General features: G+C 75.1%; 14 protein-coding genes. 10 read left to right on the top strand and 4 right to left on the bottom strand.

Annotation, left to right across the window (positions count from 1 at the left end; genetic code table 11):
• Window positions 1-142: 142 nt before the first annotated feature.
• Window positions 143-670: a flavoprotein gene (locus ACFV4N_RS26075; RefSeq protein ID WP_499675228.1), complete on the top strand. Its 528-nt coding sequence runs from the start codon at window positions 143-145 to the stop codon at window positions 668-670.
• 43 nt (window positions 671-713) lie between these two features.
• Window positions 714-3,470: a helix-turn-helix transcriptional regulator gene (locus ACFV4N_RS26080; protein ID WP_499675229.1), complete on the top strand. Its 2,757-nt coding sequence runs from the start codon at window positions 714-716 to the stop codon at window positions 3,468-3,470.
• Window positions 3,471-3,503: 33 nt separating this feature from the next.
• On the opposite strand, the gene ACFV4N_RS26085 is transcribed toward ACFV4N_RS26080, so the two are convergent.
• Window positions 3,504-4,139: an SDR family NAD(P)-dependent oxidoreductase gene (locus ACFV4N_RS26085; protein WP_499675230.1), complete on the bottom strand. Its 636-nt coding sequence runs from the start codon at window positions 4,137-4,139 to the stop codon at window positions 3,504-3,506.
• 199 nt (window positions 4,140-4,338) lie between these two features.
• On the opposite strand from ACFV4N_RS26085, the gene rpe reads away from it, so the two are divergent.
• The 7 genes from rpe (at window position 4,339) to ACFV4N_RS26120 (ending at window position 10,423) form a co-directional block, all read left to right on the top strand.
• Window positions 4,339-4,989, top strand: a complete 651-nt coding sequence (gene rpe / locus ACFV4N_RS26090; protein WP_499675237.1) for a ribulose-phosphate 3-epimerase — start codon at window positions 4,339-4,341, stop codon at window positions 4,987-4,989.
• A gap of 14 nt (window positions 4,990-5,003) precedes the next feature.
• Entirely contained in the window at window positions 5,004-5,987 is a 984-nt protein-coding gene (gene ribD, locus ACFV4N_RS26095; RefSeq protein ID WP_499675238.1) for a bifunctional diaminohydroxyphosphoribosylaminopyrimidine deaminase/5-amino-6-(5-phosphoribosylamino)uracil reductase RibD, read from the top strand.
• Between the two features lie 12 nt (window positions 5,988-5,999).
• Window positions 6,000-6,623, top strand: coding sequence for a riboflavin synthase (locus ACFV4N_RS26100; RefSeq protein ID WP_499675231.1), 624 nt, complete (start codon window positions 6,000-6,002; stop codon window positions 6,621-6,623).
• Window positions 6,620-7,894: a bifunctional 3,4-dihydroxy-2-butanone-4-phosphate synthase/GTP cyclohydrolase II gene (locus ACFV4N_RS26105; protein ID WP_499675232.1), complete on the top strand. Its 1,275-nt coding sequence runs from the start codon at window positions 6,620-6,622 to the stop codon at window positions 7,892-7,894. The genes ACFV4N_RS26100 and ACFV4N_RS26105 overlap by 4 nt, the downstream gene beginning before the upstream one ends.
• Window positions 7,891-8,370 carry a 6,7-dimethyl-8-ribityllumazine synthase gene (gene ribH / locus ACFV4N_RS26110; RefSeq protein ID WP_499675233.1) on the top strand — a complete coding sequence of 160 codons (480 nt, stop codon included), beginning with the start codon at window positions 7,891-7,893 and terminating at the stop codon, window positions 8,368-8,370. Before ACFV4N_RS26105 ends, ribH begins: the two co-directional genes overlap by 4 nt.
• Window positions 8,371-8,378: 8 nt before the next feature.
• Window positions 8,379-8,810 carry a PH domain-containing protein gene (locus ACFV4N_RS26115; protein ID WP_499675239.1) on the top strand — a complete coding sequence of 144 codons (432 nt, stop codon included), beginning with the start codon at window positions 8,379-8,381 and terminating at the stop codon, window positions 8,808-8,810.
• A gap of 266 nt (window positions 8,811-9,076) precedes the next feature.
• Entirely contained in the window at window positions 9,077-10,423 is a 1,347-nt protein-coding gene (locus tag ACFV4N_RS26120) for a M28 family peptidase (protein ID WP_499675234.1), read from the top strand.
• A 4-nt stretch (window positions 10,424-10,427) separates the two neighbouring features.
• Here ACFV4N_RS26120 and ACFV4N_RS26125 read toward each other — a convergent pair whose 3' ends face one another.
• From ACFV4N_RS26125 to ACFV4N_RS26135, 3 genes are all read right to left on the bottom strand, one after another.
• Window positions 10,428-11,384 carry a helix-turn-helix transcriptional regulator gene (locus tag ACFV4N_RS26125; protein ID WP_499675240.1) on the bottom strand — a complete coding sequence of 319 codons (957 nt, stop codon included), beginning with the start codon at window positions 11,382-11,384 and terminating at the stop codon, window positions 10,428-10,430.
• Between the two features lie 72 nt (window positions 11,385-11,456).
• On the bottom strand, window positions 11,457-11,939 hold the full coding sequence (locus tag ACFV4N_RS26130; protein ID WP_499675235.1) for a hypothetical protein: 483 nt from the start codon (window positions 11,937-11,939) through the stop codon (window positions 11,457-11,459).
• 2 nt (window positions 11,940-11,941) lie between these two features.
• A complete protein-coding gene (locus tag ACFV4N_RS26135; RefSeq protein WP_499675236.1) occupies window positions 11,942-13,438 on the bottom strand; it encodes a helix-turn-helix domain-containing protein in 1,497 nt (498 codons plus the stop codon).
• A gap of 330 nt (window positions 13,439-13,768) precedes the next feature.
• Here ACFV4N_RS26135 and ACFV4N_RS26140 point away from each other — a divergent pair, with 330 nt between their 5' ends.
• Window positions 13,769-14,260, top strand: coding sequence for a hypothetical protein (locus ACFV4N_RS26140; protein WP_344039291.1), 492 nt, complete (start codon window positions 13,769-13,771; stop codon window positions 14,258-14,260).
• Window positions 14,261-14,341 lie beyond the last annotated feature (81 nt).

Consider the following 14,341-nt stretch of genomic DNA (forward strand, 5'->3'; position numbering starts at 1 on the left):
CGGGCTTCGGCGCGCCCGCGGCGATCAGGTCCAGCAGGTGGAACAGGGCCGTGGGGGGGGTGGCGGGGGCCCCCCCCCCGCCCCCCCCGCCGCGGGGGGTGGGGGGGCACGGGGCCGCCTCCGGGGCGTGCGGGGCGCGGCCGTGAACCGCCCCGTGCTGGCCCTGGTCGCCTCCGCCGCGGGCGGGGTGGAGCGGTGGCTGGTCGACGACCTCGCCCGGCCCCTGGCGGCCCGGGGCTGGCGGCTGGCCGTCACCCTCACCCCGACCGCCGCCCGCTGGCTCGAACCGCACCTGCCCGCCCTGGCCGGGACCACCGACCTGCCGGTCCGCTGGACCTCGCGCCTGCCCACCGAGCCGAAACCGCACCCGGTGCCCGACGCGTTCGCCTTCGCGCCCGCCACCGCGAACTCCCTCGCCAAGCTGGCCCTGGGCATCGGCGACAACCAGGCGCTCACCGTCCTGTGCGAGGGGCTGGGCGGCCCCGCGCCCGTGGTGGTCATGCCTCAGGTGTCGGCCGACCAGGCCGCGCACCCCGCGTTCGAAGGTCACCTGAACGTGTTGACTTCCGCCGGTGTCGTGCTCGCGGCCGATCCCCAGGCCGTGGTCCGCGAACTGGAACGCGCCGGTAGGTTCGCCCCTTTCCGCAAAAATGGTGACGACACGCCCTGACCGATGAATTGACAGCCTGCGAAGACCCGTAGCAGGCTTGATTGTGTCGAAATCGTACGGACGGGATCGTGAACGGGCTTCGGTTCTCCGGTTCCTGTCCGAGCCCGGTGGCCTGCTGGCCATCGACGGCCCGCCGTGCGCCGGCAAGACGCTCCTGCTGCACGAGGCGGTCCAGGCCGCCCGCGACCTGGGCTACGCCGCGGTCGTGGTCCCCGGTGAGCGGCTGGCGACCTCCACCGACCTGTCGCGGGCCCTGGAGCAGGACGCCGCCGCCCGCCCGCTGGTCGCGGTCGACCACGCGCACCGGGACCCGGCCGCCCTGCTGGCCCTGCTCCCGCGGCTGCGCGAGCGCCGGGTCACCGCGCTGGTCGCCCTGACCGGCACGGTGGCGGGCGCGGAGGTGCGGCGCGCCCTGGCCCGGCACGGCGACGTGCTCACCCTCGGACCGGTGGACGAGACGGTGGCGGAGCGGGTGGTCCGCGAGCTGCTGGGGGCCGCGCCCGACCCGGACCTGTCCGCCTTCGTCGCGACCGCGGGCGGCAACCCGCGCCTGGTCGCCGAACTGGTCATCGGCCTGCACGAGGAGGGGAGGCTGGACGTGCGCGCCGGCGTGGCCTGGCTGCGCGCGGACCGGCCCCAAGAGCACCAGCCCCAAGAGCACCAGCCCCAAGAGCACCAGCCCCGAGAACACCCGTCCCGGGGGCACCGGCTGCCGCTTCGGGTGGTCGACCTCGTGCGCGACCAGGTCGAGGCCCTGCCCGCCAGGGCGGCCCACCTGGTGCGGGCCGCCGCGGTGATCGGCAGGTCGTTCCCGCTGCGGGACGTGGCCGCGGTGATGGGCGAGACCCCCGCCGCGCTGCTGCTGGCCACGGACCAGGCGATCTCCTCGGGCCTGGTGGTGTGCGTCGACGAGCGCTTGGAGTTCGGTTCGGACCTGGCGTGGCGAGCGGTGGTCGAGGCGACCCCCGAGCCGGTGCGGGACGCCCTGCGGCGCGACGCGGCCGTGCTGTCGGCCGGGCGTGACGAGCGGGCGGAGCAGGCCCGGCCGGAGCGGAACGGGCACACCCGGCAGGCCGGTCAGGCCCGGACGGCCGGGCAGTCGGAGCACGGCAGGCAGGCTGGGCAGGCTGAGCGAGGCGCGCTGATCGGGCAGTCGGAGCACGGCAGGCGGGCTGAGCGAGGCGCGCAGGGCGGGCAGCCTGAGCAGGTCGCGCGGAGCGCGACCACCGGGCGCACCGACCCCCCGGTGGACCCCACTCCCGACCCGGATCGCGGCGCGGACGCCGTGCAGGGTGTCCGCGAGCTGGCCGCCGGCGGCCGCCTCGGCGCGGCCATCGCGCTGGCCAGGGACAGCCTGTCCCGGCGGCTCGGCCCCGACGCGGCCGCCGAGCTGCGCGTCGTGCTCGCGGGCATCCTCCTCGCCGACGGCCGCCCGTCCGACGCGGCGGCCGAGGTCGAGCACGTGGCGACCATGCCGGACGTGCCCGTGCCCGTGCGGCGGCTGGCCGCGGCGGGCAGGCTGCTGTCGCTGTACTTCTCCACCGGCTCCCGCGCGGGCGCGCACGCGCTGTCGGTGCTGACCGCGCGGGACCGCGAGGCCAGCGACGCGGACGTGGTGATGGCCGCGACCGTCCACTCGTGCCTGGAGTGGAGCGCCGGGAACCTCGCCGAGAGCATGTACTGGGGCCGCGAGTCGACCCGCTGGGAGCTGGACCGACCCACCGCGTGGTGGCAGTCGCAGTCGGCGGTGTCGTTCGCGCTGAAGCTGTCGGCGCTCGGCGAGTTCGCCGACGCGGAGCGCCTGGTCCGCGGCGACGGCCCGGACGAGGACCACGTGGTGACCCGGGGCGCGTCCGCCGCCCGCACCATCGCCCGCGCCCGCGTGCTCACCCAGGCCGGCCGGCTCGCGCAGGCCCGGGTGGCGGCCAGGCAGGGCCTGCTCACGGCCCGCGACCGCGGCCTGCGGCTGCTCGTCCCGCTGGCCTCCACGGTGCTGGCCACGGTGGCGCTGCACCGGGGCGAGGTCGCGGCGGCGGCCGAGCACGTGCGCCGCTACCGGGCCGACCTGGCGGCGGGCGAGGCGGTGCTGCACTCCGGCCAGTACGACTGGGTGGAGCTGCTGCTCACCCACGCCCAGGGCGGACCGGGGGAGGCCGTCGAGCACGTCCGCGACCGCGTGGCCGACCACGACGCCACCCGGCGGATCCTCGTCGACGAGCCGGGCGCGGCGGCGTGGCTGGCGCGGCTCGCGCTGGCCGCGGACGACGACAAGCTGGCCGCCGCGGTGGTGGCCGCGGCGGAGGGGCTGGCCGCGGACAACCCGGGCATCCCGACGGTCGCGGTGGCCGCCGCCCACGCGCGGGCCGTGCTGGACCGCGACGTGGACGAGCTGCTGCGGGTGGCCGGGCGGCACCACCACCCGTGGGCGAAGGCCAACGCCAACGAGGACCTGGCGGCGCTGCTGGCCGAGGCCGGGCAGGCGGGCCGGGCCGCCGCGCACACCGCGCTGGCGCTGCGGATCTTCGAGCGGATGGGCGCGGACGGCGAGGTGGCGCGGCTGCGCCGGGGCTCCGGGCACGCGCGGGAGGGCGGCGCGGACTGGCAGCGGCTGTCCGAGCCGGAGCGCGACATCGCCCGGTTAGTCGGCGCGGGGCTGACCAACCGCCAGGTCGCCAAGCAGCTCTACCTGTCACCGCACACGGTCAACTACCACCTGCGGGGCATCTTCAAGAAGCTCGGCATCAGCTCGCGGGTGGAACTCGCCCGCCTGGCCCACGAGCAGGAGACCTCGAAGGCGTGAACCCGCGTCACGCCCCGGGGCCGCGCCTCGCGGTCACGCCCCGAGCGCGTTCGGCGCGTCGGCGCCGCCGAGCAGGAAGCACACCTCGTCCACCACCCGCCGCGCGTCCGCCGGCGCCACCACCGCGCAGTGCACCCCGCCCGACGCGACCTCCACGGCCAGGCACTCGGCGTAGGCGACGGCCGCCGCCCGCGACGCCGCGTAGGCCGCCATCCCGGACCGGGGCGCCGCCACCGCGTGCGCGGGCACCACCACGATCGTGCCGCGCCCCCGGCGCACCATGCGCACCGCCACCGCCCGGCAGGCGTTGAACACCCCGGTCGCGTTCGCCGCGAAGCTGTGCGCCCAGTCCTGGTCGGTGATCGACAGGGCGGGGCCCAGCCGCAGCGCGCCCGCCATCGCGACCAGCGCGTCCACCGCCCCGAACTCGCGTTCCACCTGGTCGACCAGCGCGTCCACGGCGTCGCTCGACGTCACGTCGATCTGCCGCCCGGCCACCAGCAGGCCCTCGTCGCGCAGCCGCTCGACCAGGTCCGCGAGCCGCGGCCCGTCCCCGTCCGCGGCCGCCACCAGCGCGCCCCGCCGGGCCAGCGCCTCCACCACCTCGCCGCCGAACCGCGAACAGGCGCCGGTGACCAGCGCGACGCGGCGGCGGAATTCGCCATTCATCCGAACACTCCCCAGCACTTACCCCCCCGACCCGAACGTAATAGGCCGCACACGGCAGGGGAACTACCCGCGTGAGTAGTCGGGAATGGACGACCCGAAGGGGAAAACCGGGTGATCGGGCAGTGGGCCGGAACACAAGTCCCGGGCGGGTCCGCCGGGGCGCGGAAGCCTAGACTCACCAGCCGTGGTCCACCAGCCGATGATCGCCCCGAGCATCCTGTCCGCCGACTTCGCCCGCCTCGCGGACGAGGCCGCCGCCGTGGCGGGGGCCGACTGGTTGCACGTGGACGTGATGGACGCGCACTTCGTGCCGAACCTGACCATCGGCCTGCCCGTGGTGAAGGCGCTGCGCGCGGCCACCGACCTCCCGCTGGACTGCCACCTGATGATCGACGATCCGGACCGCTGGGCCACCGGGTACGCCGAGGCGGGCGCCCACAACGTGACCGTGCACGTCGAGGCCGCGAAGGACCCGGTGGCGCTGGCCAGGGACCTGCGCGCGGCGGGTGCCAAGGCGGGGCTGTCGATCAAGCCGGGCACGCCGCTGGAACCGCACCTGGACGTGCTCAAGCACTACGACACCCTGCTGGTGATGTCGGTCGAGCCCGGTTTCGGCGGCCAGGAGTTCATGGTCGAGGTGCTGGACAAGGTGCGCACCGCGCGCCGCCTGGTCGACACCGGCCACCTCAAGCTCGTCGTGGAGATCGACGGCGGGATCAACGAGGACACCATCGCGCAGGCCGCCGAGGCGGGCGTCGACTGCTTCGTCGCCGGGTCCGCGATCTACGACGCCGCCGACCCCGGCGCGGCCCTGGAGCGGCTGCGCGAGCAGGCGGCCCGCGCCCGGTGAACCTGGACGAGGCGATGGCGCGGGCCATCGCGGCGAGCGAGCGGGTGAGGGGCACCACCAGCCCGAACCCGCCGGTCGGCTGCGTGGTGCTGGACGCGTCCGGCGAACTGGTCGGCGAGGGCGCCACCAGGCCGCCCGGCCAGGCCCACGCCGAGGTCGTCGCCCTCGCCCAGGCGGGTGAACGCGCCCGCGGCGGCACGGCCGTGGTCACCCTGGAGCCGTGCCACCACCACGGCCGCACCCCGCCGTGCGTCGACGCGCTGCTGGCCGCGGGCGTCGCGCGGGTCGTGCACGCCGCGGCCGACCCCAACCCGGTGGCGGCCGGGGGAGCGGAGGCGCTGCGCGCCGCCGGGGTGGCCGTCGAGTCGGGGTTCCTCGCCACCGAGGTGGAGCGCGGCCCGCTGCGCGCCTGGCTGCACTTCGCCCGCACCGGCCGCCCGCACGTGACCTGGAAGTACGCCGCCACCCTCGACGGCCGGGTGGCCGCCGCCGACGGCACCAGCCGCTGGATCAGCTCCGAGGAGTCCCGCGCCGAGGTGCACGACCTGCGCACCAAGGTGGACGCGATCGTGGTCGGCTCCGGCACGGTCCGCGCCGACGACCCCCGGCTGACCGCGCGCGGACCGGGCGTCACCCGCCAGCCGCTGCGGGTCGTGGTCGGCACCGGCGACCTGCCGCCCGGCGCCCGGGTCCTGGACGACGAGGCGGAGACCGCGCACCTGCGCACGCGCGACCCCGACGCGGTGCTGGGCGAACTGGCCCGGCGCGGCGTCGTGGACGTGCTGCTGGAGGGCGGGCCTACCCTGGCGGGTGCGTTCACTGCCGCGCGCCGCGTCGACCGGGTGCTCGCCTACCTCGCCCCGAAGTTCCTGGGTGACGGTGCTCCCGCACTGCGGGACGCCGGGGTGGCGACCATCACCGAGGCGGTCGGGCTGGTCGTGGAGCAGGTCAGTATGTCCGGGCCGGACGTGCGGATCTCCGCAGTCCCGGGCCGCTAGAGGAGGACACGGGTGTTCACCGGGATCGTCGAGGAGTTGGGCGAGGTCGTCGCCGTCACCGACCTGCCGGACGCGGCGCGCGTCACCATCGCGGGCCCGCTGGTGACCAGCGACGCGAAGCACGGCGATTCCATCGCGGTGAACGGCGTCTGCCTCACCGTCGTGGACGTCGAGGGCGGCGCCTTCACCGCGGACGTCATGCGCGAGACGCTCAACCGGTCCAGCCTGGCCAAGGTCGCCCGGGGCGACAAGGTCAACCTGGAGCGCGCCGCCGCCGTCGGGCAGCGGCTGGGCGGGCACATCGTGCAGGGCCACGTGGACGGCACGGGCTCCGTGCTGGCGCGCGAGAAGGCCGAGCACTGGGAGGTCGTCCACGTCGGCCTGCCGCCCCGGCTGGCGCGGTACGTGGTGGAGAAGGGCTCGATCACCGTGGACGGCGTGTCGCTGACCGTGGTGTCGGCGAACGAGGACTCGTTCACCGTCAGCCTCATCCCGACCACGCTGGAGCTGACCACGCTCGGCAGGCGCCTGCCGGGCGACACCGTGAACCTGGAGGTGGACGTCCTGGCGAAGTACGTCGAACGGCTCGCCGCGCCCCACCTGCGGGCACAGGCCGACGTCGAGGGGGAGCGGTGAGGGACTTCGCCGACATAGAGCGGGCCGTGGCCGACATCGCCGCCGGCCGGCCCGTCATCGTCGTGGACGACGAGGACCGCGAGAACGAGGGCGACCTGATCTTCGCCGCGGAGAAGGCCACGCCGGAGCTGCTGGCGTTCATGGTCCGCTACACGTCCGGGTACGTGTGCGTGGCGCTCACCGAGGCCGACTGCGAGCGGCTCGACCTGCCGCCGATGTACCACACCAACCAGGACCAGCGGGGCACCGCGTACGCGGTGACGGTCGACGCGCGCGAGGGCGTGTCCACGGGCATCTCGGCCGCGGACCGGGCGCGCACCATGCGCCTGCTGGCCGACCCGGAGGCCACCGCCAAGGACTTCACCCGCCCCGGTCACGTGGTGCCGCTGCGCGCCCGCGACGGCGGCGTGCTGCGCCGCGCCGGGCACACCGAGGCCGCCGTCGACCTGTCCCGGATGGCCGGGCTCACGCCGGCGGGCGTGCTGTGCGAGATCGTGTCGCAGAAGGACGAGGGCGACATGGCGCGGCGCGACGAGCTGGAGGTGTTCGCCTCCGACCACGACCTCGCGCTGATCACCATCGCCGACCTGATCGCCTACCGGCGGCGGCGGGAGACGCAGGTCGAGCGGGTCGCGGAGGCGCGCATCCCGACCGCGCACGGCACGTTCACCGCGGTCGGCTTCGACAGCAGGCTCGACGGCATCGAGCACATCGCGATGGTCTACGGCGACCTCGGCGACGGCGAGGACGTGCTGGTGCGGGTCCACTCGGAGTGCCTGACCGGCGACGTGTTCGGCTCGCTGCGCTGCGACTGCGGCCCGCAGCTGGACGCGGCGCTGGAGGCGGTCGCGGCGCAGGGCCGCGGCGTCGTGCTCTACATGCGCGGGCACGAGGGCCGGGGCATCGGCCTGATGCACAAGCTGCAGGCCTACCAGCTCCAGGACCGCGGCGCGGACACCGTGGACGCCAACCTCGGCCTGGGCCTGCCCGCCGACGCGCGCGACTACGGCACCGGCGCGCAGATCCTGTGCTCGCTGGGCGTGAAGTCGATGCGGCTGCTGACCAACAACCCGGCCAAGCGGGTGGGCCTGGAGGGCTACGGGCTGACGGTGCTCGACCGCGTGCCCCTGCCGATCTCGCCCAACCCGGAGAACCTGCGTTACCTGCGCACCAAGCGCGACCGGATGGGCCACGAGCTGCACCAGCTCGAGCAGTACGAGGCGCTGGCCCAGGGCGGCGCGGTGGTGTCCACCACGGAAGGAGCGGAATGAGCGGCGAAGGGCGGCCCGAGGGCGACGTCCCGGACGCGGCGGGGCTGACGCTGGCCGTCGTGGCCACGCGGTGGCACGAGAAGATCACCGACAACCTGGTCGCGCGGGCCCTGGAGGCGGCGTCCCGGGCGGGCGTGGGGTCGCCGACCGTGGTCCGGGTCGCCGGCGCGGTCGAGCTGCCGGTGGTCGCGCAGGAGCTGGCCCGCGCGCACGACGCCGTGGTGGCGCTGGGCGTGGTGATCCGGGGCGGCACGCCGCACTTCGAGTACGTGTGCGACGCGGTGACCGCCGGGCTGACGCGGGTGGCGCTGGACGCGTCGACCCCGGTCGGCAACGGCGTGCTCACCACCAACGACGAGCAGCAGGCCCTGGACCGCGCCGGGTTCCCGGACTCGGTGGAGGACAAGGGCTTCGAGGCGTGCGTGGCGGCGCTGGACGCGGCGCTGGTCCTGCGCGGGCTGCGAGCGGGGTCGTGAGGACCGCCGTGGCCGCCGTCGAGTTCCGCCCGAAGAAGATCCGGCTCGTGGCCGGCGCCTGCGCGGTGTTCCTGGTCGCGGTGTTCACCGTGGTCGGCCTCCTGCTGGGCGACACGCCCACCGGCGTCATCTTCCGCACCTCCGACCAGGTGGCGATGATCTGCCTGGGCGTGCTGCTGGCCTGCGGCGTGCTCCTGCTGACCCGCCCGCGCGTCCGCGCCGACGCCGAGGGCGTCGAGGTCCGCAACGTGATCAGCAGCCACCGCTTCGCCTGGCAGGACGTCCTGCACGTGTCGTTCCCCGACGGCGCCTCCTGGGCCCGCCTGGAACTCCCGGAGGACGAGTACGTCTCGATCATGGCGATCCAGGCCGTGGACCGCGAGCACGCCGTGACGGCCGTCCGCGCCCTGCGCGCCCTGCACCGCACCGCCACCTCCTGACCGAGGCGCCCCACCGGCCCCGCGTGTCCTCCACTCGGACATCGCGTGTCCTCCGGTGGGGCACCGCGTGTCCTCCGGTGGGGCACGGTGAGCCGCATGGTCGGGCGCGGTGGGCCGCGCGGTCGGGCTCGGGGAACCGCGCGGCCGGGCCCGTACCCGCTGATCGGCGTGGTGCCGTTGGCGGATCGGGTGTGCTCCATCGGCGGCTTGTCCGGTTCGGGGGGCCTGCCTAGGTTCGGGTGACCACGAACCTTGGGGGTCCGCTCATGCGCAGACGTTCACTCATCACCGGTGCCGCGGCGGTGGCGGGAGCGGTGACGCTCGGCCTCAACCCGGCGGCGCGCGCCCAGCGGCCCGGCGCCTCCGACCTGCCCGACCTCGGCCTGGGCGACCACCCCGTGGTGGGTCGGGTGCGGTCCCGCAAGGCGATGGAGCACCTGCGGGTGCTCAGCGAGCGGATCGGCCCGCGCATCGGCGGCCTGGAGTCCGAGCACCGCGCCCGCGACTACCTCGCCGACGTCCTGCGCGACCTGCGCTACCGGGTGACGCTCCAGCCGTTCCCGGCCCCCGACAAGTACCTGTCCACGCTGAAGGTCGGCCGGGACACCTGGACCGCGGGCGCGTCCCGCTTCGGCGCGCTCAACACCACCGCGTCCGGCCAGGTGGTGGACCTCGACAACGGCGCGTCCCTGCCCGCCGACCTCACCGGCAAGGTCGCGCTGCTGGTCAACGTGCCCGCCGGCGCCACCGCGGTGCTCGACGCGGTCCGGCTGGGCGCGGCGGCCGTGCTGATCGGCCGGGTGTCGACCCCGCCCGCGGGCAAGACCAGCGCGTTCTCGCCCACCCTCACCGAGAACGTGGCCGTGCCCGTGCTCGGCATCGCCCAGGTGCACGTGGAGCGGCTGCGCGCGGCGGGACCGGTCAAGGTCACCGTCGCCACCACCCACCACGCCAACCTGACCTCGTACAACGTCATCGCCGACCGGCCCGCCACGTTCCCCTCCGGCCGCGACCACGGCGTGGTCATGGTGACCGCCCACTACGACAGCGTCCCCGGCTCGCCCGGCGCGAACGACGACGGCAGCGGCACCGTCCTCGCCCTCGAACTGGCCCGCGTCCTGCGCTACCTGCCGACCCACCGGGCCCTCCGCTTCGCGCTGTGGGGCTCGGAGGAGCAGGGCCTGATCGGCTCCCGCTACTACGTCAACCAGCTCGCCGACGCCGAGGCGGGCCGCATCGCGGGCGTCTTCCAGAACGACATGGTCGCCACCAGCCACGGCCCGGCCACCGCCTACTGGCTGCTGTCGGTCGACGGCGGCGACAACGCCACCACCGCCCAGGTCGCCGCGGCCGCCTCCCGCCTCGGCTACGGCGCGCGGGTGCACGGCCCGGTGCCGCGCGGCAGCAGCGACCACGTGCCGTTCCACGAGCGGGGGATCGCGTCGGCGAACTTCAGCTGGCGCGGCGAGGGCGGCCCGCACGAGCTGGAGCCGCTGTACCACACGCCGGAGGACACCATCGCGCAGAACGTGAGCACCGAGCGCCTCCAGGTCTCCCTGGAGCTGATCGGCGCCGCCGCCTACCGCCTGGCCCGCACGCGGTCCGGCGACTGACGCCTCAGTCCCCGGCGGCGCGCGACAACCGCGCGGCCAGGGCCCGGAGGTGCCGCCTCAGCTCCTCCGGGCCCTCCACCTCGAACTCGACCCCGATCATCGCGATCCACGGTCCCAGGTCCTCCAGCGACGGCGCGCCGACGGTCAGCCTGGTCCGCTCGTCGTCGATCCGCTCCAGGTGCACCGAGGTGTAGGACGTCCGCGCCGCGACCACGTCGTAAGGCGCGTGCATGATCAGCCGGGCCTCGTGCGCGTACGGGGCCACCGAGAGCTGCCGCGACACGTACGAGGCGAGGTCCTCCTCGGGCGGCTCGCGGGGCGTGAACCGGCCGCCCGGCGTCGGCTCGGCCCCGATCCGGTCCACCCGGAAGGTCCGCCAGTCGTCCTTGTCCACGTCCCACGCCACCAGGTACCACCGCCGCCCGGTGTGGGCCAGGCCCAGCGGCTCCACGTGCCGGCGGGTCGGGTCGCCCTCCCGCCCGGAGTAGGGGAACCGCAGCCGCTGGTGGTCCCGGCACGCGCCCGCGATCGCGGTGAGCGTGGCCGGGTCCACCCGCGCCACGTCCGGCGCGAGGGAGACCGTGTGCGCCTGGAGCGCGTTGACCCGCCGCCGCAGCCGCGACGGCAGCACCTGCTCCAGCTTCGCCAGCGCCCGCACCGAGGTCTCCTCGATGCCGGACACCGTGCCGTTGGCCGCCGTCCGCAACCCGACGGCCACCGCCACGGCCTCGTCGTCGTCCAGCAGCAGCGGCGGCAGCTCGGCGCCCGCGCCCAGCTGGTACCCGCCCGCCACGCCCGGCGCGGCGTTCACCGGGTAGCCGAGGTTGCGCAGCTTGTCCACGTCCCGGCGGACGGTGCGCACGTCGACTTCGAGCCGCCGCGCCAGTTCCGCCCCGGTCCAGTCGCGGCGGACCTGGAGCAGCGACAGCAGCTTGAGCAAGCGGGCGGAGGTCTCCAGCACGACGCCGAGTCTGCCGGCCATCGCGGACAACCGCCGTCCGCTATTCCCTCCCGCGCTCACCCCCGTCCGTGCTCATCCCCTTCGGGCCCCCTCCGGCCACACGACGACCACCGGCACGCCCGACGCCCGCGCCGTCTCGACCACGTCCGCCGTGCCGCCGCGCCCGTCGGGCGGCTGCCCGTCCCACACCGCGACCAGCAGCTCCACCGACGCGAGCATCCGCTCGTTGGCCATCACGTACGCGTGCCGCCCGGACAGCTCGTTCGGCAGCACGCTCACCACGTGCGCCCGTGCCAGCAGCTCGTCGTAGGCGGCGCGCTTCTCCGGTTTGAGCTTGTCCCGGTAGTCGGCGGCGGGCAGCACGACCTCCACCCGCCCGCCGAGGTCGAGCACCACCCGCGCGAACAGCTGGTCCGCGCCCGGCGCCAGGCAGGTCACCCCGACCAGGGATGACCCGCCCGCCGCCTCGGCCTCCAACGCCGCCCGGATCGCGTCCCGGACCGCGTCGACGCATTCGGGCACCAGTTTGCTGTGCCCCGTCACACCAACCCGCATCACTAGGCCGTCCGCAGTCCCCTGATCGCTTCCCGGGTGTCCCGCACCACGGCCAGGTCGCGGTGCAGCTCGGCCTCCTTGGCGAAGTCCTGGAGCTTGCGCACCACCCGCCCGGACGCGAGACCCGCCGCCTTCGGCAGCACCTGCTGGATCAGCGCGCACGCCTCCTCGGGCTCACCCGCCACCATCTTCGTGCGGGCCAGCCCGATGACGTCGAACGCCCGGTTCCGCACCCGCGACGGGTCGCGCAGGCTCAGCGCCCGCCGGATGTGGTGCTCGGCCTTCGGCGCCTGTGACGGGTCGTGCTTGGCCAGGTCCCGCATCCGGGCCCCGATGACACCCTCCATCTCGGCCTCGTCGAAGCTGTCCAGCCACCAGGGGTCGGAGCCGGGCCGCCGCTGGGCGAAGCTGTCCTGCGCCTGCCCGACCGCCCGGTGGAACTCCCGCACCTGCCCCAGCTGGGCGTACGCCCACGCCTCCCGCGTCTGCAACAGCGCCCGCAACGTCGGTGTGGCGGTGCGCCTGGTGCCGTACTGGGCCAGCTGGACCAGCTCCAGGCCGTCCTCCGAACGGCCCAGGTCGAACATCTGCCGCGCCATCGCGGCCAGGCACAGCGCCGCGAACGGGTCGTTGCGCCCGGCCTTGGCCATGCGCACGCCCAGCACGTAGTACCGCTGCGCCGCGTCGTGCATCCCGGCGTCCCAGGACATGCTCGCCGCGACCTTGGACAGTTCCGCGCCGATGAAGAAAGCCCGCTCCGTGGTCGGGCTCGCCGGCGCGCGCGACAGGCGCTCGGCCAGTTCCTCCAACTGGCCGAGCACCGCTTTGCGCGCCAGCCCGTACCCGCCTCGTCCGCCCCACCCGCGCAGCCCGTCGGCGACGTGCTGCAACGCCGCCAGCTCCTCCTCGCCGATCGCCGCGCTGGACGACCACCGGGACAGGGGCTGCAAGGGGTGGAGCCACCGCTGCAACGGCTCGACCAGTGCGGGACCCATCGCCACCGCGGCGGCTCCGCTGAGCGCCGCTCGTCTGCTGATCGCCAAGTCGTTCCTCGCCGTCTCCTCGACCGATCTGGCTATGCTCGACGCGTCCCACGCCGCGGCGAGCACATCGGGCGGGGCACCACCACCGGGGCCCGCCTGGCTTGGGATTCCGACTCGGTCGAACCACAGCCGGTCGCCGGGGACGCCGAGCACCCGCGCGAAGTGGCGCAGGCGGTCGATCCGGTCGATCGGGTTCTCACCGGTCTCGTACCGCGAGAGCTGCGCCTGGGAGATCCCCAGCCAGGACGCCATGCGGTCCTGCGTGATGCGGCTGACGTGCCCGGGGTGGTGCCGGTAGGCGGCGATGAGCGCTCCCATGTTCCGGTCGGAGAACGCGGCAGCCATCGCCTCGTGGTCCCAGAAGTCCCCGGGGACGCGGGGTGGTCCTTGTAGCTCGGCGCCCGCGGTGCGCCGGCAGCGCTGGCAGAGCTGATCGGTGTTGTCGGCGGCGATCAACCCCCCGCACGACGGGCATGCGCGCCTGGTGGTGGCTCTCCTGGCTTTCCGGTCCATGGCTCGCTCCCGTCACTGAGCGTGGTCAACAGTGTATAGAGATGTGATCAGGAGTCCATGCATTTCATGCATATGGCGAAGTGGACCCGCCAAGTGCGGACTGGTGACGCCGAGTGGTGGATGAGGGGGATCCGTCCGGTGCATGGATCCCAAACGACGGCGGTGTGGTGGAAGCGCCCCCGGGACCGGACCCTCCGAGGTGTGCCGGTACCGGGACGACCCCGCGGCCCCGAGCACCCCGACCGCTCCACCCGACCGGGGAGGAACGCACCGATGAGCGTCACCGCCGCCACCACCGCAGACAACGGCCCGCGACTGGGGCCACGCGAGCGCGCTCACCAGCAGGTACTGGGTGAGGCCATCGCGGGCTACCGGCTGCTCGGCTGGAAGGTCTCCGTCACCGAGCAGGGCGTCTTCCTGCCCCTCGGACCGGCCACCACCGCCCTCGCCATGCCGGCCCGGATCGGCTCCCGGGTGCTGGCCGACCTGAAGGCCCGAATGCTGGCGGGCCCGGTCACGGTCATCCCCGGCCCGCGGGAGCACTGGATATTCCTCGCCGAGCTGGTGGCGCTGCTGCCCACGCACCTGAAGGCCCCGCCGGAGGTCCAGTTCGTCCGCTCGCCGCAGCGCATCGCGCTGCCGCCGACCATGACCCGGTACGGCTCGCTGAGGTGGGCGAACCCGCCGTCGCACTCGCGCCACTGGTTCCCGCCGTTCACGGCGGTGCTGGCCCTGGCCCGGACGGCCGTGGCGCAGGACCGCTGAGCCGGGCCCCCGGGGGCCCCCCGGCCCCCCCCCCCCCGCCCGCCCCACCCGCCCCCACCCCCCGCCCCGCCGCGGCCCCCA

This window comes from Actinosynnema sp. NPDC059797 (genome assembly GCF_042732085.1).
Taxonomy (GTDB): Bacteria; Actinomycetota; Actinomycetes; order Mycobacteriales; family Pseudonocardiaceae; genus Actinosynnema.

Excerpts from the sequence above, each read along its gene's own strand:
- ribH (WP_499675233.1), top strand. The coding sequence starts at position 7,891 with ATGAGCGGCGAAGGGCGGCCCGAGGGCGACGTCCCGGACGCGGCGGGG.
- ACFV4N_RS26140 (WP_344039291.1), top strand. The coding sequence starts at position 13,769 with ATGAGCGTCACCGCCGCCACCACCGCAGACAACGGCCCGCGACTGGGG.
- ribD (WP_499675238.1), top strand. The coding sequence starts at position 5,004 with ATGGCGCGGGCCATCGCGGCGAGCGAGCGGGTGAGGGGCACCACCAGC.
- ACFV4N_RS26085 (WP_499675230.1), bottom strand. The coding sequence starts at position 4,139 with ATGAATGGCGAATTCCGCCGCCGCGTCGCGCTGGTCACCGGCGCCTGT.
- rpe (WP_499675237.1), top strand. The coding sequence starts at position 4,339 with ATGATCGCCCCGAGCATCCTGTCCGCCGACTTCGCCCGCCTCGCGGAC.
- ACFV4N_RS26130 (WP_499675235.1), bottom strand. The coding sequence starts at position 11,939 with ATGCGGGTTGGTGTGACGGGGCACAGCAAACTGGTGCCCGAATGCGTC.
- ACFV4N_RS26120 (WP_499675234.1), top strand. The coding sequence starts at position 9,077 with ATGCGCAGACGTTCACTCATCACCGGTGCCGCGGCGGTGGCGGGAGCG.